Genomic DNA, 24,909 nt, shown 5'->3' on the forward strand with positions numbered 1-24,909 from the left:
CCTTCACAGGTCGGGGCCGTCCCCCGGTTCCTCCTGGTACGAGTAGCGCTGCTCCCGCCAGGGGTCGCCGATGTTGTGGTAGCCGCGCTCCTCCCAGAAGCCCCGCCGGTCGGCGGTCATGTACTCCACGCCGCGCACCCATTTGGGGCCCTTCCAGGCGTACAGGTGGGGCACGATCAGGCGGAGCGGGAAGCCGTGCTCGGCGGTGAGCAGCTCGCCGTCCTTGTGGGTGGCGAACAGGACCCGGTCGTCGGCGAAGTCGGTCAGCCGCAGGTTGGAGCTGAAGCCGTACTCGGCCCACACCATCACATGGGTGACGTCGTCCGCGGGCGGGGCGAGGTCGAGGATCGTGCGGGCGGGGATGCCGCCCCACTCGGCGCCCAGCATGCTGAACTTCGTGACGCAGTGCAGGTCGGCCACGACGGTGGTGTGGGGCAGGGCCGTGAACTCCTCGTGGGTCCAGCAGTGCTTGCCGCCGTCGGCGGTGGCGCCGAAGACCCGGAACTCCCAGCGCTCGGGCCGGAACTTGGGGACGGGCCCGTAGTGCGTGACCGGCCAGCCGCGCTGCACCCGCTGCCCCGGGGGGAGTGCGGGCTGCGTCTCTCCTGCCGCGTCGCGCCCTTCTCCCGATGCGTTGTCCAGCGGCTGACCCATGACTCCATCCTGACAGACCTCGGGTGATGCCCCTCACCCGGGCCGCCGCAAACCGGGCATTGTCCACTAAGCATGCCCTTACTTACTAAGTGAAGACTTACTGGACGATCTTCTCCGCCGGTGGAATCATGCGGCGCAACCTGCCAGTCCCCCCGCGTTGGAAGGAGCCTCTGCGATGCAGGGCGACCCCGAGGTCCTCGAATTCCTGAACGAGCAGTTGACCGGCGAGCTGACGGCGATCAACCAGTACTGGCTGCATTACCGGATCCAGGACAACAAGGGCTGGACCAAGCTCGCCAAGTACACGCGTGAAGAATCCATCGACGAGATGAAGCACGCGGACAAGATCACCGAGCGCATCCTCATGCTGGACGGGCTGCCGAACTACCAGCGGCTCTTCCACGTCCGGGTCGGTCAGACGGTCACCGAGATGTTCCAGGCCGACCGGCAGATCGAGGTCGAGGCCATCGACCGCCTCAAGCGCGGGATCGAGGTGATGCGCAGCAAGGGCGACATCACGTCGGCCAACATCTTCGAGGAGATCCTCGCGGACGAGGAGCACCACATCGACTACCTGGACACGCAGCTGGAGCTGATCGACAAGCTCGGCGAGGCGCTGTACATCGCCCAGCAGATCGAGCAGCCGAGCTAGCCGGGACCCGTCAGGCGGCGTCTTCCAGTTCCGCGAGCACGGGCTCGCCCCGGTCGGCCAGGTCCCGGCGGGGACAGGCACCCCTGCCGAGGATGGCCTGGATCCGGCGCACGCACGATCCGCAGTCCGTGCCCGCCTTGCAGGCGGAGGCGATCTGGCGGGGGGTGCAGGCGCCGCTGTCCGCGTGCTGCTTGACCTGCTGCTCGGTGATCCCGAAACAACTGCAGACGTACACGCGGTCCACCTCCCGACGGGTTCGTTCTGTGGTGCCGTCCCCGTGATCGGTGAGGCAAACCTAACCTTACCCGCCGGGCCGGAGGCGCAAAAGCGGAGAGGGGCGCGGATCGTATGTGATCCGCGCCCCAGTCGCTGCCGGGCGGCCGGCTACTGGTCCCGGTACATCTCCGCCACGAGGAACGCCAGGTCCAGCGACTGGCTGCGGTTGAGCCGCGGGTCGCAGGCCGTCTCGTAGCGCTGGTGCAGGTCGTCGACGAAGATCTCGTCGCCGCCGCCCACGCACTCGGTGACGTCGTCGCCGGTGAGCTCCACGTGGATGCCGCCCGGGTGCGTGCCGAGCTCCTTGTGGACCTCGAAGAAGCCCTTGACCTCGTCGAGCACGTCGTCGAAGCGGCGGGTCTTGTGCCCGGAGGCCGCCTCGAAGGTGTTGCCGTGCATCGGGTCGGTCACCCAGGCCACGGTCGCGCCGGAGGCGGTGACCTTCTCGACCAGCTCGGGGAGCTTGTCGCGGACCTTGTCGGCGCCCATGCGGACGATGAAGGTCAGCCGGCCGGGCTCGCGCTCCGGGTCGAGGCGCTCGATGTACTGCATCGCGTCCTCGGCCGTGGTCGTCGGACCCAGCTTGATGCCGATCGGGTTGCGGATCCTCGACGCGAACTCGATGTGCGCGTGGTCCAGCTGCCGGGTGCGCTCGCCGATCCACACCATGTGCGCGGAGACGTCGTAGAGCTGCCCGGTGCGCGAGTCGACCCGGGTGAGGGCGGACTCGTAGTCGAGCAGCAGCGCCTCGTGCGAGGAGAAGAACTCGACGGTCTTGAACTCCTCCGGGTCGGCCCCGCAGGCGTGCATGAAGTTCAGCGCGTTGTCGATCTCGCGGGCGAGCTGCTCGTAGCGCTGCCCGGACGGGGACGACTTCACGAAGTCCTGGTTCCAGGCGTGGACCTGGCGCAGGTCGGCGTAACCGCCGGTGGTGAAGGCGCGCACCAGGTTCAGCGTGGAGGCGGAGGCGTGGTACATCCGCTTCAGCCGCTCGGGGTCCGGAATCCGGGCCTCTTCGGTGAAGTCGAAGCCGTTGACGGAGTCGCCGCGGTAGGTCGGCAGCGTCACGCCGTCGCGGGTCTCGGTCGGCTTGGAGCGCGGCTTGGAGTACTGGCCGGCGATCCGGCCGACCTTCACGACCGGCACGGACGCGGCGTACGTGAGCACGGCGCCCATCTGGAGCAGGGTCTTGAGCTTGTTGCGGATCTGGTCCGCGGACACCGCGTCGAAGGCCTCGGCGCAGTCGCCGCCCTGGAGGAGGAACGCCTCTCCCTTGACGACGGACGCCATCCGGGCGCGCAGCTGGTCGCACTCGCCCGCGAAGACGAGCGGCGGATACGACTCGAGGTCCGCGATCACTGCGCGCAGAGCCTCGGGGTCGGGGTACTCGGGCTGCTGCGCCGCGGGCAGGTCTCGCCAGGTGTTGCCAGCAGTCGCGCTGGTCTTAGCGTTCACGGTCACGCCCTCAACCCTACGGGGTCGGGTCGGGCGTCCAGACCCGCGCCCAGCAATTGAGACACCGGGTACACCCCTCGGACATGGGGTAGGGTGCCTCGCATGTTCGCGCACTCGACCCAGACCTGGTGGTGGACCGCTCATCCGGCGGCCCGCTGACTGCGCGTATCCCAGACTTCGCGAAGGCCGCCCGAGGGGCGGCCTTCGGTGTTTCCCGGGTCCGTTCCTCTCCCTCCGAGTCTCCCCGAGTCTCAATGAGAAGGAGCACGGACCCATGAACCTGCTCGGCTTGCCGGACGACTCCCGTCCGTTCGCCCTGCTGCGCCGCCGTACCCCGGGCCACGACCACGAGCTGGTCGAGGTCCTGATCGGTCCGGTCACCGCCCACGAGCGGCTCGCCGACCTCCCCGGCGACAGCCTGGCGCTGGTGCCCTTCCGGCAGATCCGCGAGCGCGGCTTCGACGTCCGCGACGACGGCACGCCCCTGCTGGCGCTCACCCCCGAGGAGTCGTACACCGTCCCGCTGGCCGAGGCGCTGGAGCAGCTCCCGGCGCACGACGTCGGCGTCAACGGACACGGCTTCGACATCGCCGACGAGGAGTACGCGCGGATCGTCGGGCGTGTGCTGGAGGAGGAGATCGGCCGGGGCGAGGGCGCCAACTTCGTGATCCGCCGCACCTACCGGGGCCGGATCCCCGGGTTCGGGCGGGCCGACGCCCTCGCCCTGTTCCGGCGGCTGCTGGAGGGCGAGCGGGGAGCGTACTGGACGTTCGTCGTGCACACCGGGGACCGCACGCTGGTCGGGGCGAGCCCGGAGGCGCACGTGCGGATGTCCGGCGGCACGGTCGTCATGAACCCGATCAGCGGCACCTACCGCTATCCCCCCGGCGGGCCGACGCCCGAGCACCTGCTGGACTTCCTCGCCGACGGCAAGGAGACCGAGGAGCTGTCCATGGTCGTCGACGAGGAGCTCAAGATGATGTGCACCGTCGGTGACATGGGCGGGGTCGTCGTCGGGCCCCGGCTGAAGGAGATGGCCCACCTCGCGCACACCGAGTACGAGCTGCGCGGCAGGTCCTCGCTGGACGTGCGGGAGGTGCTGAGGGAGACCCTGTTCGCCGCGACCGTGACCGGCTCACCGGTGCAGAACGCCTGCCGGGTGATCGAGCGGCACGAGAGCGGGGGGCGCGGGTACTACGCGGGGGCGCTGGCCCTGATCGGCCGGGACGCGGGCGGGGCGCAGACCCTCGACTCCCCCATCCTGATCCGCACCGCCGACATCGACGCGGACGGGGGGCTGCGGGTGCCGGTCGGCGCGACCCTGGTGCGCGGCTCGGACCCGGCGAGCGAGGTGGCCGAGACCCACGCCAAGGCGGCCGGTGTGCTGGCGGCCCTGGGCGTACGGCCGCCCCGGCCGCGCGCGGAGCACGCGCGCGTACGGCTCGCCGACGACCCACGCGTGCGTGCGGCGCTGGACGGGCGCCGGGCCGCGCTCGCGCCCTTCTGGCTGCGGATGCAGGAGCGCTCCGGGGAACTCGCGGGGCACGCCCTGGTCGTCGACGGGGAGGACACCTTCACGGCGATGCTCGCCCACGTGCTGCGCTCCGGCGGCCTGGAGGTGAGCGTGCGGCGGTACGACGAGCCGGGGCTGCGGGAGGCGGTGCTCGGGCACGAGGGCCCGGTGGTGCTGGGGCCCGGTCCGGGCGATCCGTCCGACCCGGCCGATCCGAAGATGCGCCTCCTGCGCTCGCTGACCGCCGAGGTGATGCGGGCACAGCGGCAGGGCGTGCTGGGCGTCTGCCTCGGCCACGAGTTGATCGCCGCCGAACTGGGCCTGGACATCGTGCGCAAGGAGGTGCCGTACCAGGGGGCGCAGACGGAGATCGAGCTGTTCGGGCGGCGGGAGACCGTCGGGTTCTACAACAGTTACGTGGCCCGCTGCGACGACGCGACGGCCGCCGGGCTGTCGGCCCGCGGGGTGGAGGTCTCCCGGGCCGCGAACGGCGAGGTGCACGCGCTGCGCGGGCCCGGGTTCGCGGGGGTGCAGTTCCATCCCGAGTCGGTGCTGACGCTGAACGGGGCGCGGGTGGTGCGGGAGCTGGTGGGGCAGTTGCGCGGCACGGGCGCGCCCTCGGTCTGACCGCGGGGCCGCGGGTGCCGCCCGCCCCGGCCGGCACCCGCGGCCCCGCGGTCAGCCGAAGAAGACCCCGACCTCGTCGTACAGCGCGGGGTCCACCGTCTTCAGGCGGGCCGTGGCGTCGGCGAGGGGGACGCGGACGATGTCGGTGCCGCGCAGGGCGACCATCGTGCCGAAGGCGCCGTCCCGGACGCAGTCGATGGCGTGCAGGCCGAAGCGGGTGGCGAGCCAGCGGTCGAAGGCGCTGGGGGTGCCGCCGCGCTGGACATGGCCGAGGACGGTCGTGCGGGCCTCCTTGCCCGTGCGCTTCTCGATCTCCTTGGCGAGCCACTCCCCCACCCCGGACAGCCGGACGTGCCCGAAGGAGTCCAGGGACCGGTCCTTGAGGACCATGTCGCCGTCCTTCGGCATCGCGCCCTCGGCGACGACGACGATCGGCGCGTACGACGCCCGGAAGCGGGAGGTCACCCAGTCGCACACCTGCTCCACGTCGAAGCGCTGCTCCGGGATGAGGATGACGTTGGCGCCGCCGGCCAGGCCCGAGTGCAGGGCGATCCAGCCGGCGTGCCGGCCCATCACCTCCACGACCTGGACCCTCATATGCGACTCGGCGGTGGTGTGCAGCCGGTCGATGGCCTCGGTGGCGATGCCGACGGCAGTGTCGAAGCCGAAGGTGTAGTCGGTGGCGGACAGGTCGTTGTCGATGGTCTTGGGGACGCCCACGCAGGGCACGCCGTGCTCGGCGGACAGCCGGGCGGCCACGCCCAGGGTGTCCTCGCCGCCGATCGTTATGAGCGCCTCCACCTCCAGCCGGGCGAGGTTCTCCCGGATCCGGCGGATGCCGTCCTCCTCGGTCAGCGGGTTGGTCCGCGAGGAGCCGAGGATCGTGCCGCCGCGGGGCAGGATGCCGCGCACCGCGGGGATCCCGAGCGGGACGGCGGCGTTCTCCAGGGGCCCTCGCCAGCCGTCCCGGAAGCCGGTGAAGTCGTAGCCGTACTCCTGCACGCCCTTGCGGACGACGGCCCGGATGACGGCGTTGAGGCCGGGGCAGTCGCCCCCTCCGGTCAGTACTCCGACGCGCATGGAACAGTCCCTTCGCCGCAGGTGCCTGACGAAGGGTCAGTGTGACGTGCCTCTCACTCGTCGTCGAGGCCGCGCTCGATCGCGTACCTGACCAGCTCCACCCGGTTGTGCAACTGGAGCTTGCCGAGGGTGTTCTGGACGTGGTTCTGCACCGTGCGGTGGGAGATGACCAGGCGTTCGGCGATCTGCTTGTAGCTCAGGCCCTTGGCGACCAGGCGCAGCACCTCGGTCTCGCGGTCGGTGAGCCGGGGCGCCTTCGGCTCGTCGGTGTCGGGGGCCGGGGCGGGCTCGGAGGCGAGGCGGCGGTACTCGCCGAGGACCAGTCCGGCCAGGCCCGGTGTGAAGACGGGGTCGCCGACGGCCGTGCGGCGGACCGCGTCCTGGAGCTCCTCCGTGGAGGCCGACTTCAGCAGATAGCCCGTCGCGCCGGACTTCACCGCCTCCAGGACGTCGGCGTGCTCGCCGCTCGCGGACAGCACCAGCACGCGCAGCGCCGGGTCGGCGGCCACGACCTCCTTGCAGACCTGGACGCCGGGCTTGCCGGGCAGGTTCAGGTCGAGCACCAGGACGTCCGGGACCGCGGCCCTGGCGCGGCGCACGGCCTGGTCGCCGTCACCGGCGGTCGCGACCACCTCGAAGCCCGCCTCGGCCAGGTCGCGGGCGACCGCGTCGCGCCACATGGGATGGTCGTCGACCACCATGACCTTGATCGGGTCCTGCCCGTCCGCCACGCTCCGCGTCATCGCCGCTCCGCCTTCCCCCGGGTGTCCGTCACGTCCTTCGGTACCTTCAGCTCGACCTCCGTGCCCTGGCCCGGCACCGAGATCAGGTCCGCGCTGCCGCCGAGGTCGCGCAGCCGGCCGCGGATCGACAGGGCGACACCGAGCCGCCCCTCGCCCTCGGCCTGGGCCAGCCGCCCCTCGGGGATGCCGGGGCCGTCGTCCCGGACGGTGACGATCACCTCGTCCGGTTCGTCCTCGACCAGGATCCAGGCGCGCGCCTGCTCCCCGGCGTGCCTGCGGACGTTGTCCAGGGCGGCCCCGACGGCGGCGGCCACCTCACGGGCGGCGGCCGGCGCCAGCGGCACGGGCGCCCCCGGCTCGGCCAGGCTGACCCTGGCCCCCGCGTACGGCGCGAGCAGGGCGCGCAGGTCGACCGGGCCGTCGTCGGCGCGCTCGTCCCCGTCGGGGCCGTCGTCGACGGCGCGGACGAGCGCGCCCCGGGCCGCGTCCTCGGAGACCCGGGAGACGGGCACCAGCCCGCCGGAGACCAGGGTGCGCAGGGCGACCTCCTGCTCGCCGGCCATCCGGCCCAGTTCGGCCGCCTCGCCGCCGATCACCGCCCCGCGCCGCTGCACCATGGCCAGCACCTGCAGGACGCTGTCGTGGATGTCCCGGGCCAGGCGCTCCCGCTCCCGCGTCGCGGCCTCGATCTCCAGGGCGCGGGCCAGGGTGCGTTCGGAGGCGCGGGCGACCTCGACGACGTAGCCGATGGCGACGGAGGCGATGCAGACCAGGATGACGTTGTGGACGGTGTCGCGGGCCGGGCTGCCGCGCTCGATCAGGTTGGCGACGGCCACCAGGCCGCTGGCCACGGCCGCCCAGCGCCAGCCGCCCTTGATGGCGAAGGCCAGGACGGCACCGGCCGTCCAGATCGACGGCAGGGTCGGGCCGCCCGCCTGGACCCGCTCGTGCGCGTCGGCGACGGGCGTGAGCAGAATGCCCGTCAGGGCGACGGTCAGGTCGGCGGCGAGGAACCCCTTGGTGCAGCGGGCGGCGTTCGCGACCCGGGGCAGGGTGGCCAGGGTCCACGCAGCCAGGACGGCGAAGTAGGCGACGGCGACCCAGGGGCGGACGAACTCCTCGTAGGCGGTGGCGAACAGGCCGACCGCGTACAGCAGCGTCAGCACCCGGTAGGCCGTGAGCGCACGCCACAGCGGCTGCTCGACCGACATCCTCATCACGCGCTCGCGTCCGGCCATGTCCCCCACCCCCCGGTCCGCCCCCGACTAGGGCTCGGTCCGCGACTCCCCGGTCTGCTGGTCCCGCTCGGCCCTGTCCTGCTCGGCCCTGTCCTGCTCGGCCTTCTCCTGCTCGGCCTGTTCCTTCTCCGCACGCGCGAGCGCGGCCCTGGCCGCCTTGTCGGCTTCCTTCTCCGCCTTCGCCGCGTCCGCGAGCTGCCGCTTCATGGCCGTGGCGTACATGTCGACGTACTCCTGGCCGGAGAGCTTCATGATCTCGTACATGACCTCGTCGGTCACCGCGCGCAGCACGAACCGGTCGTGCTCCATGCCCTGGTAGCGGCTGAAGTCCAGGGGCTTGCCGATGCGGATGCCCGGCCGCATCAGCTTGGGCATCACCTTGCCGGGCGGCTGGATCTTCTCCGTGTCGATCATGGCGACCGGGATGACGGGGGCGCCGGTCGCCAGCGCCACGCGCGCGAGACCGCCCGGCTTGCCCCGGTAGAGCCGGCCGTCGGGCGAGCGCGTGCCCTCCGGGTAGATCCCGAACAGCTCGCCGCGCTCCAGCACCTCGATGCCGCTCCTGATGGCGGCCTCACCCGCGCCGCGCGCACCGGAGCGGTCGACGGGCAGCTGGCCGACGCCCTTGAAGAAGGCGGCCGTCAGCCGGCCCTTCACGCCGGGCGTGGTGAAGTACTCGGCCTTCGCGATGAACGTGACCTTGCGGTCCAGGACCGCGGGCAGGAAGAACGAGTCCGAGAAGGACAGGTGGTTGCTCGCCAGGATCGCGGGGCCCTCTGCGGGAATGTTCTCCAGGCCTTCCACCCAGGGCCTGAAGGCGACCTTGAGCGGTCCCCCAACAGCGACCTTCATCGCGCCGTACAACAACCGAGTGCCTCCTGTGTGTGTCGGTCAGACCTTAACCCGGAGCGCCGTCAAAGGCGCCGACGGCCCTGGTCGGTGTCAGTGCGGTCGCGTACGGTGAAGGTCCCGCGAACGACGTGCGACCCCTTCCATGACGTTCCGTGACGATCCGTGATCGTGTCCGTCCCTTCTCACGACCTGGAGGCCGAAGGTGCCGGTCCTTGCCGGAGCCGAGCCGTTTCGCCACGAGGGCGGGGAGGTCGCCGTCCTCCTCTGCCACGGTTTCACCGGTTCACCGCAGTCGCTGCGCCCTTGGGCGGAGTACCTCGCCGAGCACGGCCTGACCGTCTCGCTGCCGCTGCTGCCCGGGCACGGCACCCGCTGGGAGGACCTGCGGATCACGGGCTGGCAGGACTGGTACGCGGAGGTGGACCGCGAGCTGCGCGCCCTGCGCGAGCGCCGCGCCAAGGTCTTCGTGGCCGGTCTGTCCATGGGCGGCGCCCTGGCCCTGCGCCTGGCCGCCAAGCACGGCGACGCCGTGAGCGGCGTGGTCGTCGTCAACCCGGCGAACAAGGTGCACGGCCTGGCCGCGCACGCCCTCCCGGTGATCCGCCACCTGGTCCCGGCGACCAGGGGCATCGCCAGCGACATCGCCAAGCCGGACAGCCGGGAGCTGGGCTACGACCGGGTGCCGCTGCACGCGGCGCACTCCCTGCGGCAGTTCTTCCGGATCGTCGACGGCGAGCTGCCCCGGGTCACCCAGCCGGTGCTGCTGCTGCACAGCCCGCAGGACCACGTCGTGCCGCCCGCCGACTCGGCCCGGGTGCTCAGCCGCATCTCGTCGACGGACGTGACGGAGGTCCTGCTGGAACAGAGCTACCACGTGGCCACGTTGGACCATGACGCGGACCGGATCCACGAGGAGAGCCTCGCGTTCATCGACCGGCTCGCCCCCGGCCTCGTCAAGGAGCCCGGGCTCGGCAAGGAAGGGACGACCGCAGGTGGCTGAGCACGACTCCGACCGCGAGGGCCGCGAAGGCAGCGAAAGCCGAGAAAGCAGCGAGGGCCACGAGAGCCGCGAGCCGGACGAGAAGGGCGTCCCCTTCGACGAGGAGGCCGCCTGGGCGGCGATCGTCGCCGGCTACGGCGAGGAGCCGCCGGACCCGCCGGGTGCCAAGCCGTTCAAGTCGGTCGAGGACCTCGCCCTGCTGGAGTCCCCGACCAACGACGACCGGGTGGACACGGCGGCCGGCACGGCGCCCGCCGAGGCCGGCAAGCCCGGGGAACCGGACGGGCCGGAGCCGAAGCCGTCGGGCGACAAGCCGGACAAGGCGACCGCGCCGCTGGGTGGCTCGGTCTCCTTCGCGCCCGGCGTCGGCCCTCGCGACTACACCGCGCCCGAGCCCACCGAGGACGACTTCGACGCGGACGACGAGGGCCATTTCGTGCCGCCGGAGCCGCCGCCGCTGCCGACCGCCGACCCCACGGCGAAGTTCGCCTGGCTGGGCGTGCTCGGCGGGCCGGTGCTGCTCCTGCTGGCGGTGCTGCTCGGCTGGGAGATGACCTGGTGGCTGGCCACGCTCGGGATCGGCGGCTTCCTGGGCGGGTTCGCGACGCTGGTGATGCGGATGCGGACGGACGACGAGGAGGACGACGACCCCGGCCGGGGAGCGGTCGTCTAGGACGCGGGCACCCTGAGGGCGGCCAGGACCGGAAGATGGTCCGAGGCCGCCCTCAGGTCTGTCCCGCTCACCCCGGGCAGGTCGGTGGGCACCCCGCAGCCCAGCACCTCGATGCCCCCGGTCGCGAAGATCGCGTCGATGCGCTGGTAGGGGTCGGCGGGGGTCCAGGTGTGCTCGCCGCCCCAGGGGGACGCGGCCCGGCAGTCGGTCAGGGCGCCGGACAGCCGGCGGAAGGCCGGGCCGTCGGGCCGTTCGTTCAGGTCGCCGCCGGCGATCGCGTGCTCCACGCCCAGCCCGGCGAGCCGGTCGAGGAGCAGGCCGGCCTGGTCGTGGCGCTCGTCCTTCTGCAGGGACAGGTGGCAGCTCAGGACGCCGAGGCGGGCGCCGGCGACGCGGACGACCGCGGTGGCGAAGCCGCGCCGGTGCAGGCCGGGGGTGGGGGGCAGGAGGACGTCCTCCGTGCGTTCGACGCCCACCCGGAGCGAGCTGAGGATCGCCGGGCCCGTGGTGGTGGCGCCGCCGGTGACGATCACCAGGTCGCAGGCGCGGGCCAGGCGGGCGAGTTTCTTGCGCCAGCGGAAGAAGCGGGGGGCCTCCTGGAGGAGCACCAGGTCGGGCTCGCACGCCCGGATGACACGGGCCAGCGCGGCGGTGTCGTCGCGCAGGGAGCGGATGTTGTAGCCGAGGACCCTGATGACTGCGGAACCGTCGGGTTCTGTACGCGAGTTGGGGAGCAGCGACATGTGATCAATCTACGCCCGACACGACGGGGCGCGGGGATGGTGCAGGACGGGGCGCGGGGAGGGTGCGCGGGTGCCGGGCCGCATGTGGCCCACCAGCCGCTGCTGCCGCTGTCGCGCAGTTCCCCGCGCCCCGTCGGGCGCTCGTCCTGACGCCGTTTACATGATCGGGTCGGGTTCCCTCGCCAGGTCGGCCGCGCCGACCAGGCCGGCCTTGTTGCCCAGTTCCGCGGCGCGGACCTCGGCCACCGGGCGCCAGTTGCCGCCCACCAGCCAGCGCTTGTAGGACTTGCGGATCGGGCCCAGGACCAGTTCGCCCTCGTCGGAGAGGCCGCCGCCGACGATGAACGCCGAGGGGTCGAAGAGGGAGGCGAGGTCCGCCAGCCCCGCGCCGACCCAACGGGCCAGTTCACGGTAGGAGTCGACGGCCACGCGGTCGCCCTGGCGGGCGGCCATGGAGATGTGCTTGCCCTCGATGCCGTCGGGCGTGCCGTTGCCGAGGCCGAGCAGGATCTCCGCGTTCTCGGGGGTGGCGTTGGCGCGCTGCTTGGCGTACCTCACCAGCGCCCGGCCCGAGGCGTACTGCTCCCAGCAGCCCTGCGAGCCGCAGCCGCACAGCAGGCCGTCCGGCACCATGCGGATGTGGCCGAACTCGGCGGCCACGCCGAAGTGCCCGCGGCGCAGCTTGTTGCCGATGATGATGCCGCCGCCGAGGCCCGTGCCCAGCGTGATGCAGATGACGTTGCGGTGGCCCTTGCCGGCCCCGAACTTGTACTCGCCCCACGCCGCGGCGTTCGCGTCGTTCTCCACGACCACCGGGAGGCCCACGCGGGCCTCGACCTTCTCCTTGAGCGGCTCGTTGCGCCAGTGGATGTTGGGCGCGAAGTAGACCTCCGAGCGCTGCCGGTTGACGTAACCGGCGGCGCCGATGCCCACGCCGACGATGTCGTGACCGACGCGTGCGCCGTCCACCGCCGAGGCGATGGCGTCCACGATGCCCTCGGGCGTGCCCGGGGTCGGCACCTTGTGGGTCGAGAGGATGTTGCCTTCCTCATCGACCACGCCGGCCGCGATCTTCGTGCCGCCGATGTCGACGCCGATGGTGAGTCCCATGAATCCCTCAGTTTCGGTCGAGCCCCGCTACGGCCAACGGTACCCGAGCCCTTGGCGCCGGGTTCCGGTCGTCCGCCCGGTGGGCACCCTCCGGCGGCGGTGTGCCGGGGGCCGCTCGGCCGGGGACCGCGGGCTCAGTCCAGGTCGATGCGCTCGCCCGGGCCCGCGTCGTCGCCCGGGTCGCGGCGTTCGTCCAGGTCACGCGGGTCGCCCTGGTCGTCGCGGCCGGTCCAGCGGCGTTCCTGGGCCTGGACGGCGGAGCGGTAGGCGGCGAGCAGTTCGTTCCCGGCGGCCGCCAGGTGGTCGAAGACGTCCGGATTGCGCTCGATGACCGGTTCCACGGCCGCCTTGGCCTGGTCGACGACCTGGCGTACGGCCTGCTGGGCGGCCGGTCCCGCGAGCGCGCCGAGCAGCGGGGACTGCAGCCCGGCGAGCCGGTCCGCGACGGTGTCGACGAGCTTCTTCAGCTCCTCGGCGGCGGAGCCGGGCGGCTGGCCGTGGCGGGTGCGGCGGCGGGCCTTCTCCGCTTCGAGGTCCTCGGCGCACGCGGTCGCCCAGGCGTCGGCGTCGGTGGCCCGCGTCTCGTCCACGGCCTCGTCGGGGGCGTCACCGGACGGGGGGAGCTGTTCGCTCATGACGGACTCCTGCCTACGGTTCGTCCCTACGACGTTACCCGAACGGGCGTACCGTCCGGGGTCACCGGGACTGCGGCCAGAGCTTCGGGTCGGGGGCGAAGCGGATGCGCAGCTCGCCGTCGCGCAGGGCCGCCCCGGCCACGGTGCACCGGCGCAGCGCGGAGGGCAGCGGGACGACCCGGCGGAACCGGCCCGCGGTGACGACGAGTTCGTCGCCGCGCCGCACGAGGTCGAGTTCGTCGCGTAGGGCGCCGGGCAGGGGGATGTGCCACACGAGCACGCCGTCCTCGCGGAGCCGGTCGGTCACGGGCCATTGCACGGCGGGTGCGTCCGCGCCGGGGCCGGGCACGGCCAGGGCGGTGAGGTCCTCGCCGCCGCGCGGGTCGCGGCCGAGGTGCGCGACGGTGTGGACGTCGTGGCTCTCGCGCCACGCGTCCAGCGTCTTGCGCTGCTGGGCGACCGGGCCGGCCAGCCAGGTGTCCGCCGAGGCCTCGGGCAGGACGCGGTTGGCGAGGACGAGGTCGGTGCGCAGGCCCCGCAGGGCGAGGCCGAGACCCGCGGTGCGCAGCGCGTCGGCGCCGGCCGGGCCGGGTTCGGCGACCAGCCGTACGACGGTGTCGCAGTCGGCGACGACGGCCTCCACGGCGGCCAGCTCCCGGTCCCAGCGGGCCGCCGTCTCGTACAGCCACTCCGCGGGCATCGGGACGCCGGCCAGCCGGCCGAGGACGGGGCGCAGGGCCCGGGCGGCCTGCCGTTCGGGCGGGAGCAGGCGGCGCAGGTAGCGGCGGAGTTCCCCGGGCAGGGCGAGCAGGGCGAGGGCCTGCGGGACCGGGGGCAGGTCGACGACGAGCAGGCCGTGCTTCTCCGACAGCGCGGCGTCGCGCAGGGCGCGCAGCAGGGCGAGTTCCTCCGCGCCGGGCAGCGGGGTGAGTTCCTCGGGGTCCAGACGGGCGGCGCCCAGCAGGTCGAGGGCGGAGGCGGCGCGGTCCTGGAGGGCGGTGAGGTCCCCGCGGAAGTCCCGCGCGGGGTCGGGGCGCCAGGCCGTGAGGTGCGGGGCGGCTTCGACCGGGGTGGGGCCGGTCGGGACGCCGAGGGCGGCACCGAGGGTGTCGGTGGGGTCGGTGCCGAGGACGAGGGTGTCCGTGCCGCGCGCCGCCGCGGCCAGGGCGGTCGCGGCGGCGAGGGTGGTACGGCCGCTGCCGCCGGGGCCGGTGATCAGGAGGGTGCGCATGGGGGTGAACGGTACCCGTGCCGCTGTGCCCCGGGCGGGGGCCGGTGCCGCACCCGCGGCTCCGCCGCGTGGGCGCGGCCGGTCACGGCGGGCCCGCCTCCCGCTGAGCGCGGATCCCCTGCGACGCGCCCCCTACTTGCCCGCTTCCACCCGCTTCTTCAGCCCTGCCAGCGCCCGGTCGATGATGACCTTCTCCGCCTTGCGCTTGATCATGCCGAGCATGGGGATCTTGACGTCGACGGTGAGCGCGTACGTGACCTCCGTACCGCCCGTCCCCGCCGGCTTCAGCAGGTACGTGCCGTCGAGGGAGCGCAGCATCTGGGACTTCACCAGGGTCCAGGACACCTCGTCGGTCCCGGTCCAGGTGTACGCGAGCACCTGGTCGTCCTTGATCGCACCGGCGTCCATGACGAGGCGGACCTGCTCGGCGCGGCCCTGGGCGTCGGTCTTGAGGACCTCCGCCTCCTTCACCTCGCCGGTCCAGTCCGGGTAGCGCGCGAAGTCGGCGATGACCGCCATGACGTCGGCCGGGGCCGCCTCGATGGTGATGCTCGAGCTGGTGTGTTCCGCCATCGCCGTGGCTCCTCCAGATGCGGGCCGGTAAGAGATCGCCGTGCGCCACTCGTGCGCACGCGTGTGCAGCGTGAAGGCTACCGCGCACGGGACCGGCCGATCTCACCCGACCTGGGGCGTCCTCACCACTCCAGCGCCCACGGCTTCCCGGTCCCCGCGAAGTGCCCCACGTTCACACACTCGGTTGCCCCGATCCGCATCCTGCGCACCAGCGGCTGGTGCACATGACCGAAGAGGGAGTAGCGGGGGCGGGTGCGGCGGATGGCGTCCAGCAGCGCCCGGCTGCCCCGTTCGAAGCGGCGCGCGACGGTGTCGTAGACGAGTTCGGGGACCTCGGGCGGGATGTGCGTGCACAGCACGTCGACCTCGCCGACCGCCTCGATCTTCGCCGCGTACTCCTCGTCGCTGATCTCGTACGGCGTCCGCATCGGCGTGCGCAGGCCGCCGCCGACGAAGCCGAAGACCCACCCGCCTATCTCGACGCGCTGGCCGTCGAGGACGGTCGTGCCGGGCCCGGCGTACTCCTGCCACAGGGGCGGCATGTCGACGTTGCCGTAGGTGGCGTACGTCGGAGTGGGGAACGCGGCGAACAGCTCCGCGTACTGCTTGCGCACCGCCTTCTCGATCACCGCGGCCCGGTCCCCGCCGATGCCGGCCCACAGCCGGGCCCCCAGCTCCCGGGCCTCCTCGAAGCGGCGGGCGGTGCGCAGCGCCACGATGCGGTCGGCGTTCTCGACGCCGAAGAGGTCGGGGAAGATGCCGCGCGAGTGGTCGGCGTAGTCGAGGAAGAGGACGAGGTCGCCCAGGCAGATCAGGGCGTCGGCGCCCTCGCCGGCTCTGGCCAGGTCACGGGCGTTGCCGTGCACGTCGCTGACCACGTGCACGCGTGTCCTGCTGTCTCCGGCGGGTGTGGGTGCCATGACGATCAAGCGTAAGCGTGTGCGGCATACGTGAACAGTGGCGGTCCTACCTGCGGTTACTGGCCAGTGATTCAGCCCGTGGACTACTGTGCGCGAAGGAATACCCAACCGTGTGACGCAGCGAACATCTCGACGGGACCCCCTGTCGGAGAAGCCATACCGGCGGGTAACGTCCGGGCAGTCCAGTCGTGCTCTGCATTTCAACAAGTGAATGCCCGAGCACCTGCCCGAGCCTTGGACCGCACCGTCGCAGCACACACCGTCGTGGCGCCGGCGCCCTATGAGGAGCAGCAGTCTTGCGCGAGTTCAGCCTTCCGGCTTTGTACGAGGTCCCCGCGGACGGGAACCTGACCGACATCGTCCGCAGAAACGCCGCGCAGCACCCGGACGTCGCCGTCATCGCCCGCAAGGTCGGGGGCTCCTGGCAGGACGTCTCGGCCACCGCCTTCCTCACCGAGGTGCTCACGGCCGCCAAGGGCCTGATCGCCGCCGGGGTCCAGCCGGGCGACCGGGTGGGCCTGATGTCCCGCACCCGCTACGAGTGGACGCTGCTCGACTTCGCGATCTGGAGCGCCGGCGCGGTGACCGTGCCGGTGTACGAGACGAGCTCGCCGGAGCAGGTGCGCTGGATCCTCGGCGACTCGGGGGCGACCGCCTGCGTCGTGGAGACCGGCGCCCACACGGCCGCGGTCGAGTCGGTGCGCGACGGGCTGCCGGCGCTCAAGCACGTGTGGCAGATCGAGGGCGGCGGCCTCGACGAGCTGGCCCGGCTCGGCCAGGACGTCACCGACGAGACGGTCGAGGAGCGCGGCTCCCTCGCCAAGGCCGACGACCCGGCGACCATCGTCTACACCTCGGGCACGACCGGCCGCCCCAAGGGCTGTGTGCTCACCCACCGCAGCTTCTTCGCCGAGTGCGGCAACATCGTGGAACGGCTGCGTCCGCTGTTCCGCACGGGCGAGTGCTCGGTGCTGCTGTTCCTGCCGCTCGCGCACGTCTTCGGGCGGCTGGTGCAGATCGCGCCGATGATGGCGCCGATCAAGCTCGGCTGCGTCCCGGACATCAAGAACCTCACCGACGAACTGGCCGCGTTCCGCCCGACGCTGATCCTCGGGGTGCCGCGCGTCTTCGAGAAGGTCTACAACGCGGCGCGCGCCAAGGCGCAGGCCGACGGCAAGGGCAAGATCTTCGACAAGGCCGCCGACACCGCGATCGCCTACAGCAAGGCGCTGGACACCCCCTCGGGGCCCTCGCTCGGCCTGCGCGTCAAGCACAAGGCGTTCGACAAACTCGTCTACGGCAAGCTGCGCGCGGTCCTCGGCGGCCGCGGCGAGTACGCCATCTCCGGCGGCGCCCCGCTCGGCGAGCGGCTCGGCCACTTCTTCCGCGGCATCGGCTTCACGGTCCTGGAGGGCTACGGCCTGACCGAGTCCTGCGCCGCCACCGCGTTCAACCCCTGGGACCGGCAGAAGATCGGCACGGTCGGCCAGCCGCTGCCCGGCTCGGTGGTGCGGATCGCCGACGACGGCGAGGTGCTGCTGCACGGCGAGCACCTGTTCAAGGAGTACTGGAACAACCCGGACGCGACCGCGGAGGCGCTGGCGGACGGCTGGTTCCACACCGGTGACATCGGCACCCTCGACGAGGACGGCTACCTCAGGATCACCGGCCGCAAGAAGGAGATCATCGTCACCGCGGGCGGCAAGAACGTCGCCCCGGCCGTGATCGAGGACCGCATCCGGGCGCACGCGCTGGTCGCGGAGTGCATGGTGGTGGGCGACGGGCGGCCGTTCGTGGGCGCGCTGGTCACCATCGACGAGGAGTTCCTCGGCCGCTGGTGCGCGGAGCACGGCAAGCCGGCGGGTTCCACCGCGGCGTCGCTGTGCGAGGACCCGGACCTGCTGGCCGCGGTCCAGGCGGCGGTCGACGACGGCAACGCCGCGGTGTCCAAGGCGGAATCGGTGCGCAAGTTCCGCATCCTGTCGCACCAGTTCACGGAGGAGTCGGGCCACCTGACGCCCTCGCTGAAGCTGAAGCGGAACGTGGTGGCGAAGGACTACGCGCACGAGATCGAGGCGATCTACGCGAAGTGACCGCGGGCGCCGGTCCGGCGGGCGCCGGTCCGGCGGGCGCCGGTCCGGCGGGCGCCGCTACAGCAGTTCCTGGAGGCGCTCCGCCAGCAGGTCCCAGCGCCACTTGCGCTCGACCCACTCGCGGCCCCGCTCCCCCATCCTGCGGCGCAGCTCCGCGTCGCCGAGGAGGGTGGTGATGCGGTCGGCCGCCTCCTCGGGGGAGCCGCCGCGCACCACCCAGCCGGTCTCGCCGTCCAGGACCGCGTCCGGGGCGCCGCCCGAGTCGCCGGCGACGACCGGGAGGCCGGTCGCGGAGGCCTCCAGGTAGACGATGCCGAGGCCCTCGACGTCCAGGCCGCCGCGGCGGGTGCGGCAGGGCATCGCGAAGACGTCGCCGGCGCCGTAGTGGGCGGGGAGCTCGGACCAGGGGACGGAGCCGGTGAAGCGGACCGAGGCGGCCACGCCGGTCTCGTGCGCCAGGCGCCGCAGGTCCTTCTCGTACGGGCCGCCGCCGACGATCAGCAGCACCGTGTCCGGCTCGGCCGCGAGGATCCTGGGCATGGCCCGGATCAGGGTGTCCTGGCCCTTGCGCCGCACGAGGCGGGAGACGCAGACCACGACCGGGCGGTCCGTGAGGCCCAGGCGGGCCCGGATCCCGTCGCCGCCCGAGCCGGGGTGGAAGGTCTTCTCGTCGACGCCCGGCGGCAGCTGGACCATGCGGGCGGCCGCCTCGGGCGTGAGGGTGGAGGCGATCCGCGCGCGCGTGTACTCGCCGAGGTAGGTGATCGTGTCCGTGGTGTCCCCGATGCGGCGCAGCAGCTGCCGGGCGGCGGGCAGTTGCGCCCAGCCGGCCTCGTGGCCGTGCGTGGTGGCGACCAGCCGTTCGGCGCCCGCGGCGCGCAGGGCCGGTGCCATGAGGCCGAGCGGGGCCGCCGCCCCGAACCACACGGAGGTACAGCCGTGTTCGCGCAGCAGCCCCACGGCCCGCCGGGTGGCCGCCGGTGTCGGCAGCAGCATGGTCGTACGGTCGCGTACGACGGTGAAGGGCTGCTCGGCGTCGAAGGCCCGGGTCGCCTCGACGCCCTCCGGGGTCCGCTTCCAGGTCGAGGCGTAGACGACCAGCCGCCCGGGGTCCAGCCGCAGCGCCATGTTGTGCAGGAACGCCTGGATGCCGCCGGGCCGGGGCGGGAAGTCGTTGGTCACGATCAGGGTCTTGCGCACGCCGCCGACCCTATCGAACGGGCCCTCGCGGCCCTGCCCGGCGGCCCGTATGGCACGCTCACAGCTGACGGGCCCATGATGGCCCCCTCGACACGGCGGGCGAACGGGCAGGGAATCACGTGGAGACGACGGGCACGCGGCGGTCCCCGGCATGGCTGCCGGTGGTCTGGTGTCTCACGAGACTGGTGCTCCTGCTGTTCGTGCTGAAGGTGTACGTCTTCCCCGGCCCGGACGTCACCAGCGACGTGCAGGTGATCTACCAGGGCTGGTACGGCGTCCTGCGCAGCGGAACGTTCCCGCTGGAGGACGTCACCTGGCAGTACCCGCCGGCCGCGGCGCTGGCGATCCTCTCCCCCGGCCTGCTGCCCTTCCTGGACTACGCGACGGCGTTCTTCGTCCTGGTCTGCGTCACCGACCTGGCCGTGCTGGCGCTCCTGGTGTACGCGGGACGCCGTCCGGGCCGGTCGCCGCGCGGCGCCTGGGTGTGGGTGGCCGGCGTGCCGCTGCTCGGGCCGACGGTGTACGCCCGCTACGACGTGATGGTCACGGCGGTGGCGGTGGCGGCGCTGCTCGCGGGCGCCCGGCACCCGAGGGCGATGGGCGCCCTGGCCGCCTTCGGCGCGCTGCTGAAGGTCTGGCCGGCGATGCTGCTGGTGGGCGCCCGCCGCGGCAGCGCCTGGATGTCGGCCCTGGTGACCGGGGCCGTGGTGGCGGGCGGGTTCGCCCTGGCCATGCCGGGCGCGTTCGCCTTCCTGACGTTCCAGCGCGACCGGGGCACGGAGGTGGAGTCGCTGGGCGCACTGGTCTTCCATGTCGCCCGGCACTTCGGCTGGCAGGGCGAGGTCCGGCTGAACTACGGCTCGATCGAGTTCCTCGGGCCGTATGTGAGGGAGGTCAGCACCGGCGCGCTGTTCCTGACGGGGGCGGCGTTCGGCTGGCTGGTGCTGTGGCGGCTGCTGGCCCGGCGCTTCGAGGAGCACACGCTCGCCGACGCGGCCTTCGTGGCGGTGCTGATGTTCACCACGACCAGCCGGGTGATCAGCCCGCAGTACATGGTGTGGCTGGTCGGGCTGGCGGCGGTGTGCCTGTGCTTCCCGGGCAGCCGGATGCGGGTGCCGGTCGTGCTCGTGCTGGTGGCGTGCTTCGTGACGGTGCTGGAGTTCCCGCTGTACTTCGCCAGTGTGGTGGCGAGCGACGGGCTCGGCCTGACCCTGCTGTTCCTGCGCAACGGCCTGCTGGTGGCCGCGGCGCTGCTCGCGGCCCGGGGCCTGTGGCGCGCCACGGTCCCGAACGCGCCGCCCGCCGCCCGGGCCCCTCAGCCCGCCCGCGCCGGCGAGACTCCCGTCTCCTCCTGACCCGGAACCCGCCGGAACGACAGCCCCACCAGGGCACACTGCAGCGCCGTGGCGGCCGCCAGCGCCAGGCACACCCCGGGCAGCCCCAGCCCCGCCAGCCCGTGCGCGAGCCCCAGCTGGACGGCCGTGCCGAGCACGGTCACCCGCAGCAGCGCCGACGCCTCCCCGGCGCCCTCGAACACCCCGCCCAGCGCGATGAGGCAGCCCGACAGCAGCAGATAGGGCCCGACGCACCGCAGGAACAGCACGCCCTCGCGCGCCACCTCGGGCCCGGCTCCGAAGGCGGCCATGACCCAGGGGGCGGCGAGAGACAGCAGGGCGGCCGCGGCCAGGGCGAGGGCGCCGGACAGCAGCACGGCCTGCCGCCCGATGGCCCGCCGCTCGTCCCGGCCCGCTCCCCGCGTGTGCGCGGTGTGGATCGAGGCGGCCTGGCGGACGGCGTAGAAGGACATGGTGGCCACGTACATGGCCTTGTAGGCGATCGTGTACGCGGCCACGGCCGGCACCCCGAGCCGGGCCACGATCGCGACCAGGACCAGGGCCCCGGTCTGCCGCACGGTGAAGTCGGCGGACATGGGCAGGCCGGTGGTCAGCGTCCGCCGCAGGGAGGCGGCCAGGGGCTCGCCCGGGGGTGCGGCGCGGGCCGTCCGCAGCAGGGCGTTGCGCCGGACCGCGACGAGCCCGGCCCCGAGCGCCGCACACCGCGAGAGCACCGTCGCGGCGGCGGCGCCCGGAACGCCGTGGAGGTGGATGAACAAGGGGTCCAGGGCCAGGATCAGGCCGTTGGACAGCAGGGCGAGGCGCAGCGGGGTACGGGTGTCGCCGGTGCCCTTGAGGAGGCCGTCGACGAGTTGCTGGGCGAAGAAGACGGCCGTGCCGGGCAGGGAGACCGTGAAGTAGGCGACGGCCGGCGGGAGGGCGGCGCTGTCCGGCCCGCCCAGCACCAGCCGGGCCAGCGGTTCACGCCCGAGCAGGCCGCCGGCCACGACCAGGGGGGTGACGAGCGCCCACAGCGACCATCCGCCGCGCACCGCGGCCCGTACGGCGGCGGGGTCGCGGGCGCCCCGGGCGTGGGCGACCAGCACGGTGGTGCCGGAGCCGAAGACCAGGGCGATGCCGAGCAGCACGTTCTCCGTCGTGGTGGCCACGGCGACGGCGGCCACGGCCGGTCCGCCCAGCCGGGCGACCCAGACGGTGTTGATGATCCCGGCGGCGACCGGGGCGAGCAGCGAGAAGTAGACGGGGCGGGCGAGCAGGACGAGTTGTCCGCGGTGCGCGTTCACGAAGACGGTCCCCCGAGGTGGCGGCGAAGACGTGTACCTCGGACCGAGTTACATCGTTTCGAGGTATCTCGTTAAGAGGTAGCATGGGGTCCCGCTCACCCGCAAGGAGGACCATGCTGGAGCTGTCGATCCTGGGCTTCCTGGCCGAGGAGCCGCTGCACGGCTACGAGTTGAAGGAGCGCATCAAGGCCCTGACCGGGCATGTGCGGCCGGTGAGCGACGGCGCGCTCTACCCGGCGATCACCCGGCTGGTCTCGGCGGGTCTGCTCGACCAGCGCACCGAGCCGGGCGCCGGCGCGGCCCCGCGGCGCATCCTCGCCCTCACCGGCAAGGGACGGGAGGAGCTGCTGGAGCGGCTGCGCCACCCGAAGCAGACCGAGATCACCGACCAGGTCCGCTTCAACACGGTCCTGGCCTTCCTGCGCCACCTGCCCGACCGGCACGAACAGGCCGCGGTGCTGCGGCGCCGGCTGGACTTCCTGCAGGCCCCGACCAGCTTCTTCTACGCGTCCGGCAGGCCCGTCAGCGCCGAGGAGACGGACGACCTGTTCCGCCAGGGCATGCTCCGGGTGGCCCGGGCGACGGGCGAGGCGGAACGGGCCTGGCTGCGGGAGGCCATCGAACAGCTCGGCCGGGCGCCGGATGCCTGAACCGGTCCGGCCCCGGGGAGGGTCCTCAGCCCAGCTGCGTCCGCAGGTACTCCCGCCACTGCTCGGTGAAGGCCTCCGGCGTGGTCCCCAGGACCTCGCGCATCGCGTCCTCCACCGCCCCGGCCCGCTCGTCGTGCGCGCCCACGGCCCGGTAGAACGCGCGCAGCCGTGACTCGCCCCAGCGGTCGGCGATCATCCGGCACGCCGTCCAGCCGCTCTCGTAGGCCCGGGCCAGACGGCCGGAGTCGCCGGTGAAGCCGAAGTCCTCGTCGGCCGGGAGCGCCGCCGGGAGCCGCCCCCGGTCCACGGCGCGGGTGAGTTCGGGTGCGGCGTCGGCGGGCGTGCGGCCGACGGAGCGGTAGCCGACCCAGTCGGCGAAGCCCTCCGACAGCCACAGGGGCGTGGCCGCGGTGGTCCTGGCCCGGGTGGCGACATGGGTGGTCTCATGGGTGACCACGACCTGCTCCCCGAGGCTGCCGAGGAGGGCGAACGCGTCGGGGTTGACGATGATCCGGTCCGCCGGCGCCCGGGCCCGGGCGCCCGTCTCACCCGTCGTGACGGCCGCGATGCCGCGGTAGGAGGAGGCGGGCGAGCCGAGCAGGCCCGCCATCCCCTCCAGCGACTTCGGCACGAGCACCACGACGCGCCCGCTCCACCGCGCGCCCCACGCGTCCGACACGGCCGGCACCGCCCGGTCCGCCAGCTCGGCGTAGCCGCGCAGGGACGGGTCGGACTGGCCGACGCCGAGGACCAGACTGTGCGTGCCCCGCACGATCCGTACCGTGCCCTGGTCCCACAGCTGCTGCGCGGACTTCCGCGCGGGCCGGTCGTCGACGACGGACCACCGCCCCTCGGCGTCCCGGCTCAGCCGCAGGGTGCGCCCGGCGGTCACCGGCGCCCGGTCGTACCCCGCGACGCTGTAGCGCAGTTCGGCGTCGGCGGTGGCCGTGTCACCGCTGCGGCGCAGCGCGGTCACGCGGTAGGACCAGCCGGCGACGGGCACGGCCCGCAGCCGGCGGAAGTCGGTCGCGGTGCCCGTCCGTGCGTAGGCCCGCTCGTCGCGGTCGACGACCGCGGCGGCCCGCCGGTCCAGCAGCCGCTGGACGTCGGCCGTGGCGCGGTCGGCCGGAGACGGGCCGCCGCACCCCACGAGGCCGGCGAGCAGCGGCACCAGCGCCGCCACCCCGAAGCCCCACCGTCGACCAGCCACCTTCCCGAGAATACGGGCGTGGGGCCGCGGCGGTCAGACCCTGGTGACCGACGACACGGGCATCATCCCGACCGGGTCGTAGCGCACGGGCGCGCCGGGATAGGGCGCGTGGATGACCTGGCCGTCGCCCATGTACATCCCGACGTGGCTGGCGTCGGCCCGGTAGACGACCAGGTCGCCGGGGCGGGCTTTTGACAGCGGGACCTGCCGGCCGGCGAACCGCTGGGCCTGCGAGGTGCGCGGCAGGGAGATCCCGGCCTGGGCGTACGACCACTGCATCAGGCCCGAACAGTCGAATCCGGTGGGCCCGTTGGCGCCCCACACGTAGGGCTTGCCGAGGGCGCTGCGGGCGGCGGCGACGGCGGCGGCCCCGCGTCCCGAGGCGGCGGGGGCGCCGCCGGGGTGGGGCAGGTCGCCGCGGCCGGAGCGGGAGGCCCGGTCGTAGGCGTCGCGTTCGCTGTCGGGCAGGGAGTCGAGCAGCCGCCGCGCCGAGGCGAGTTTGCGCTCGACGCTCTTCTTGTGGGCGGCGACGGCCTCGCGGCTCCGCTCCAGTTCGCGGAGCTTGTCCGCGGTCTCCTCGCGGTCCTGGGCGAGTTCGCGCATGGCGTTCTGGAGGTCCTTCAGTTCGCCGGCCTGGTGGGCGGTGACGCGGTCGAGCCGGGACGCCTTGTCGAGGTAGTCGTCCGGGTCGTCGGAGAACAGCAGGGCCACGGCCGGGTCGATGCCGCCCGACCGGTACTGGGCGCCGGCGAGCGAACCGAGCGACTCCCGCATGGAGTTGATGCGCTGCTGCTGCCGGGCGATGCGGTCCCGGGCGGTGCCGACCTCCTCGCGCAGCGCGTCGGCGCGCTCGTCGGCCGCGTTGTAGGCCTCGGTCGCCTTCTCGGCCTGCTCGTATAGCCGGTCCACCTCGGCGCGGGTGTCGTCGTACGGTGCGGCGGCGGCCGGTACCGCGCCCAGGGCGGCGGCGGCGACGGACAACAGGCTGACCGCGACGCCGGCGCCCCGGTCGAGGCCGGACGGTGCAAGGCGGCGATGGGACCCCACGGGAAGCCGCACTCCTTCCGCTGACGGACTGGGAACGCGGCAGACAGTAGCCCCGGGACCGGGAGCCGCCAACGACCATCCGTGGGTACGCGGCAG

25 protein-coding genes are annotated in these 24,909 nt (G+C 73.2%); 8 read left to right on the forward strand and 17 right to left on the reverse strand.

All coding sequences use genetic code 11. The annotated features are described in order from the left end of the window. Positions 1 to 3: 3 nt before the first annotated feature. Positions 4 to 654 carry a sulfite oxidase-like oxidoreductase gene (locus tag ACIGAN_RS32880; protein WP_365092920.1) on the reverse strand — a complete coding sequence of 217 codons (651 nt, stop codon included), beginning with the start codon at positions 652 to 654 and terminating at the stop codon, positions 4 to 6. A gap of 175 nt (positions 655 to 829) precedes the next feature. Here ACIGAN_RS32880 and bfr point away from each other — a divergent pair, with 175 nt between their 5' ends. Next, the gene (gene bfr / locus ACIGAN_RS32885) at positions 830 to 1,306 is read left to right on the forward strand and encodes a bacterioferritin (protein WP_365092918.1); all 477 of its coding nucleotides are present in this window, start codon (positions 830 to 832) and stop codon (positions 1,304 to 1,306) included. A 10-nt stretch (positions 1,307 to 1,316) separates the two neighbouring features. Here bfr and ACIGAN_RS32890 read toward each other — a convergent pair whose 3' ends face one another. After that, the gene (locus ACIGAN_RS32890) at positions 1,317 to 1,541 is read right to left on the reverse strand and encodes a (2Fe-2S)-binding protein (RefSeq protein ID WP_365092915.1); all 225 of its coding nucleotides are present in this window, start codon (positions 1,539 to 1,541) and stop codon (positions 1,317 to 1,319) included. Positions 1,542 to 1,690: 149 nt separating this feature from the next. Beyond that, positions 1,691 to 3,043 carry a class II 3-deoxy-7-phosphoheptulonate synthase gene (locus tag ACIGAN_RS32895; protein WP_399863012.1) on the reverse strand — a complete coding sequence of 451 codons (1,353 nt, stop codon included), beginning with the start codon at positions 3,041 to 3,043 and terminating at the stop codon, positions 1,691 to 1,693. A 96-nt stretch (positions 3,044 to 3,139) separates the two neighbouring features. On the opposite strand from ACIGAN_RS32895, the gene ACIGAN_RS32900 reads away from it, so the two are divergent. Then, positions 3,140 to 3,196, forward strand: coding sequence for a trp operon leader peptide (locus tag ACIGAN_RS32900; protein WP_078625594.1), 57 nt, complete (start codon positions 3,140 to 3,142; stop codon positions 3,194 to 3,196). 115 nt (positions 3,197 to 3,311) lie between these two features. Further along, complete coding sequence (locus ACIGAN_RS32905) at positions 3,312 to 5,177, forward strand: anthranilate synthase family protein (RefSeq protein ID WP_399863014.1); 1,866 nt, start codon at positions 3,312 to 3,314, stop codon at positions 5,175 to 5,177. A gap of 51 nt (positions 5,178 to 5,228) precedes the next feature. On the opposite strand, the gene ACIGAN_RS32910 is transcribed toward ACIGAN_RS32905, so the two are convergent. Genes ACIGAN_RS32910 through ACIGAN_RS32925 form a run of 4 tightly spaced genes read right to left on the reverse strand, consistent with a single transcriptional unit; the run spans position 5,229 to position 9,090 of the window. After that, positions 5,229 to 6,257, reverse strand: coding sequence for a 6-phosphofructokinase (locus tag ACIGAN_RS32910; protein WP_399863016.1), 1,029 nt, complete (start codon positions 6,255 to 6,257; stop codon positions 5,229 to 5,231). Positions 6,258 to 6,310: 53 nt separating this feature from the next. Continuing rightward, positions 6,311 to 7,000, reverse strand: a complete 690-nt coding sequence (locus ACIGAN_RS32915) for a response regulator transcription factor (protein ID WP_365092904.1) — start codon at positions 6,998 to 7,000, stop codon at positions 6,311 to 6,313. Continuing rightward, positions 6,997 to 8,238, reverse strand: a complete 1,242-nt coding sequence (gene macS / locus ACIGAN_RS32920; RefSeq protein ID WP_399863018.1) for a MacS family sensor histidine kinase — start codon at positions 8,236 to 8,238, stop codon at positions 6,997 to 6,999. Before macS ends, ACIGAN_RS32915 begins: the two co-directional genes overlap by 4 nt. Before the next feature lie 27 nt (positions 8,239 to 8,265). Beyond that, positions 8,266 to 9,090, reverse strand: a complete 825-nt coding sequence (locus tag ACIGAN_RS32925) for a lysophospholipid acyltransferase family protein (RefSeq protein ID WP_399863021.1) — start codon at positions 9,088 to 9,090, stop codon at positions 8,266 to 8,268. A gap of 202 nt (positions 9,091 to 9,292) precedes the next feature. Here ACIGAN_RS32925 and ACIGAN_RS32930 point away from each other — a divergent pair, with 202 nt between their 5' ends. Both ACIGAN_RS32930 and ACIGAN_RS32935 read left to right on the forward strand, forming a co-directional pair. Then, positions 9,293 to 10,090, forward strand: coding sequence for an alpha/beta hydrolase (locus tag ACIGAN_RS32930; RefSeq protein WP_399863023.1), 798 nt, complete (start codon positions 9,293 to 9,295; stop codon positions 10,088 to 10,090). Beyond that, positions 10,083 to 10,763, forward strand: coding sequence for a hypothetical protein (locus ACIGAN_RS32935; protein ID WP_399863025.1), 681 nt, complete (start codon positions 10,083 to 10,085; stop codon positions 10,761 to 10,763). The genes ACIGAN_RS32930 and ACIGAN_RS32935 overlap by 8 nt, the downstream gene beginning before the upstream one ends. On the opposite strand, the gene ACIGAN_RS32940 is transcribed toward ACIGAN_RS32935, so the two are convergent. The 6 genes from ACIGAN_RS32940 to ACIGAN_RS32965 all read right to left on the reverse strand — a co-directional run bounded on the left by ACIGAN_RS32940 (position 10,760) and on the right by ACIGAN_RS32965 (position 15,975). After that, positions 10,760 to 11,506 carry an endonuclease/exonuclease/phosphatase family protein gene (locus tag ACIGAN_RS32940; RefSeq protein WP_399863027.1) on the reverse strand — a complete coding sequence of 249 codons (747 nt, stop codon included), beginning with the start codon at positions 11,504 to 11,506 and terminating at the stop codon, positions 10,760 to 10,762. The two genes, ACIGAN_RS32935 and ACIGAN_RS32940, sit on opposite strands and share 4 nt — an antisense overlap. 156 nt (positions 11,507 to 11,662) lie before the next feature. Next, on the reverse strand, positions 11,663 to 12,616 hold the full coding sequence (locus ACIGAN_RS32945) for an ROK family glucokinase (protein WP_094052469.1): 954 nt from the start codon (positions 12,614 to 12,616) through the stop codon (positions 11,663 to 11,665). Between the two features lie 134 nt (positions 12,617 to 12,750). Continuing rightward, the gene (locus ACIGAN_RS32950; protein ID WP_365092886.1) at positions 12,751 to 13,251 is read right to left on the reverse strand and encodes a DUF5304 domain-containing protein; all 501 of its coding nucleotides are present in this window, start codon (positions 13,249 to 13,251) and stop codon (positions 12,751 to 12,753) included. A gap of 61 nt (positions 13,252 to 13,312) precedes the next feature. After that, a complete protein-coding gene (locus ACIGAN_RS32955) occupies positions 13,313 to 14,482 on the reverse strand; it encodes an ArsA family ATPase (protein ID WP_399863029.1) in 1,170 nt (389 codons plus the stop codon). Positions 14,483 to 14,614: 132 nt separating this feature from the next. After that, entirely contained in the window at positions 14,615 to 15,055 is a 441-nt protein-coding gene (locus tag ACIGAN_RS32960; protein ID WP_365092880.1) for an SRPBCC family protein, read from the reverse strand. A gap of 122 nt (positions 15,056 to 15,177) precedes the next feature. After that, entirely contained in the window at positions 15,178 to 15,975 is a 798-nt protein-coding gene (locus ACIGAN_RS32965) for a metallophosphoesterase family protein (RefSeq protein ID WP_365737290.1), read from the reverse strand. A 296-nt stretch (positions 15,976 to 16,271) separates the two neighbouring features. Here ACIGAN_RS32965 and ACIGAN_RS32970 point away from each other — a divergent pair, with 296 nt between their 5' ends. Beyond that, a complete protein-coding gene (locus tag ACIGAN_RS32970) occupies positions 16,272 to 18,068 on the forward strand; it encodes an AMP-dependent synthetase/ligase (RefSeq protein ID WP_399863032.1) in 1,797 nt (598 codons plus the stop codon). A 57-nt stretch (positions 18,069 to 18,125) separates the two neighbouring features. Here ACIGAN_RS32970 and ACIGAN_RS32975 read toward each other — a convergent pair whose 3' ends face one another. Further along, a complete protein-coding gene (locus ACIGAN_RS32975; protein WP_399863034.1) occupies positions 18,126 to 19,268 on the reverse strand; it encodes a glycosyltransferase family 4 protein in 1,143 nt (380 codons plus the stop codon). A gap of 119 nt (positions 19,269 to 19,387) precedes the next feature. On the opposite strand from ACIGAN_RS32975, the gene ACIGAN_RS32980 reads away from it, so the two are divergent. Then, entirely contained in the window at positions 19,388 to 20,623 is a 1,236-nt protein-coding gene (locus ACIGAN_RS32980; protein ID WP_399863036.1) for a glycosyltransferase 87 family protein, read from the forward strand. Here ACIGAN_RS32980 and ACIGAN_RS32985 read toward each other — a convergent pair. Next, positions 20,584 to 21,906, reverse strand: coding sequence for an MATE family efflux transporter (locus tag ACIGAN_RS32985; protein ID WP_365737285.1), 1,323 nt, complete (start codon positions 21,904 to 21,906; stop codon positions 20,584 to 20,586). The two genes, ACIGAN_RS32980 and ACIGAN_RS32985, sit on opposite strands and share 40 nt — an antisense overlap. Positions 21,907 to 22,019: 113 nt before the next feature. On the opposite strand from ACIGAN_RS32985, the gene ACIGAN_RS32990 reads away from it, so the two are divergent. Next, the gene (locus ACIGAN_RS32990) at positions 22,020 to 22,556 is read left to right on the forward strand and encodes a PadR family transcriptional regulator (RefSeq protein ID WP_399863038.1); all 537 of its coding nucleotides are present in this window, start codon (positions 22,020 to 22,022) and stop codon (positions 22,554 to 22,556) included. Between the two features lie 25 nt (positions 22,557 to 22,581). On the opposite strand, the gene ACIGAN_RS32995 is transcribed toward ACIGAN_RS32990, so the two are convergent. Together ACIGAN_RS32995 and ACIGAN_RS33000 are read right to left on the reverse strand one after the other, a co-directional pair. Then, positions 22,582 to 23,766, reverse strand: a complete 1,185-nt coding sequence (locus ACIGAN_RS32995) for a hypothetical protein (protein WP_399863040.1) — start codon at positions 23,764 to 23,766, stop codon at positions 22,582 to 22,584. Positions 23,767 to 23,799: 33 nt separating this feature from the next. Further along, positions 23,800 to 24,813 (reverse strand): C40 family peptidase, encoded by a 1,014-nt coding sequence (locus ACIGAN_RS33000; RefSeq protein WP_399863042.1) that lies wholly within the window; start codon positions 24,811 to 24,813, stop codon positions 23,800 to 23,802. Positions 24,814 to 24,909 lie beyond the last annotated feature (96 nt).

This window comes from Streptomyces sp. NPDC085931, from assembly GCF_044540565.1.
Lineage (GTDB): Bacteria > Actinomycetota > Actinomycetes > Streptomycetales > Streptomycetaceae > Streptomyces.

Coding starts and splice junctions, on each gene's coding strand:
- ACIGAN_RS32880 (WP_365092920.1), bottom strand. CDS start 654: ATGGGTCAGCCGCTGGACAACGCATCGGGAGAAGGGCGCGACGCGGCA.
- bfr (WP_365092918.1), top strand. CDS start 830: ATGCAGGGCGACCCCGAGGTCCTCGAATTCCTGAACGAGCAGTTGACC.
- ACIGAN_RS32905 (WP_399863014.1), top strand. CDS start 3,312: ATGAACCTGCTCGGCTTGCCGGACGACTCCCGTCCGTTCGCCCTGCTG.
- ACIGAN_RS32910 (WP_399863016.1), bottom strand. CDS start 6,257: ATGCGCGTCGGAGTACTGACCGGAGGGGGCGACTGCCCCGGCCTCAAC.
- ACIGAN_RS32915 (WP_365092904.1), bottom strand. CDS start 7,000: ATGACGCGGAGCGTGGCGGACGGGCAGGACCCGATCAAGGTCATGGTG.
- macS (WP_399863018.1), bottom strand. CDS start 8,238: ATGGCCGGACGCGAGCGCGTGATGAGGATGTCGGTCGAGCAGCCGCTG.
- ACIGAN_RS32925 (WP_399863021.1), bottom strand. CDS start 9,090: ATGAAGGTCGCTGTTGGGGGACCGCTCAAGGTCGCCTTCAGGCCCTGG.
- ACIGAN_RS32940 (WP_399863027.1), bottom strand. CDS start 11,506: ATGTCGCTGCTCCCCAACTCGCGTACAGAACCCGACGGTTCCGCAGTC.
- ACIGAN_RS32945 (WP_094052469.1), bottom strand. CDS start 12,616: ATGGGACTCACCATCGGCGTCGACATCGGCGGCACGAAGATCGCGGCC.
- ACIGAN_RS32950 (WP_365092886.1), bottom strand. CDS start 13,251: ATGAGCGAACAGCTCCCCCCGTCCGGTGACGCCCCCGACGAGGCCGTG.
- ACIGAN_RS32955 (WP_399863029.1), bottom strand. CDS start 14,482: ATGCGCACCCTCCTGATCACCGGCCCCGGCGGCAGCGGCCGTACCACC.
- ACIGAN_RS32960 (WP_365092880.1), bottom strand. CDS start 15,055: ATGGCGGAACACACCAGCTCGAGCATCACCATCGAGGCGGCCCCGGCC.
- ACIGAN_RS32965 (WP_365737290.1), bottom strand. CDS start 15,975: ATGGCACCCACACCCGCCGGAGACAGCAGGACACGCGTGCACGTGGTC.
- ACIGAN_RS32990 (WP_399863038.1), top strand. CDS start 22,020: ATGCTGGAGCTGTCGATCCTGGGCTTCCTGGCCGAGGAGCCGCTGCAC.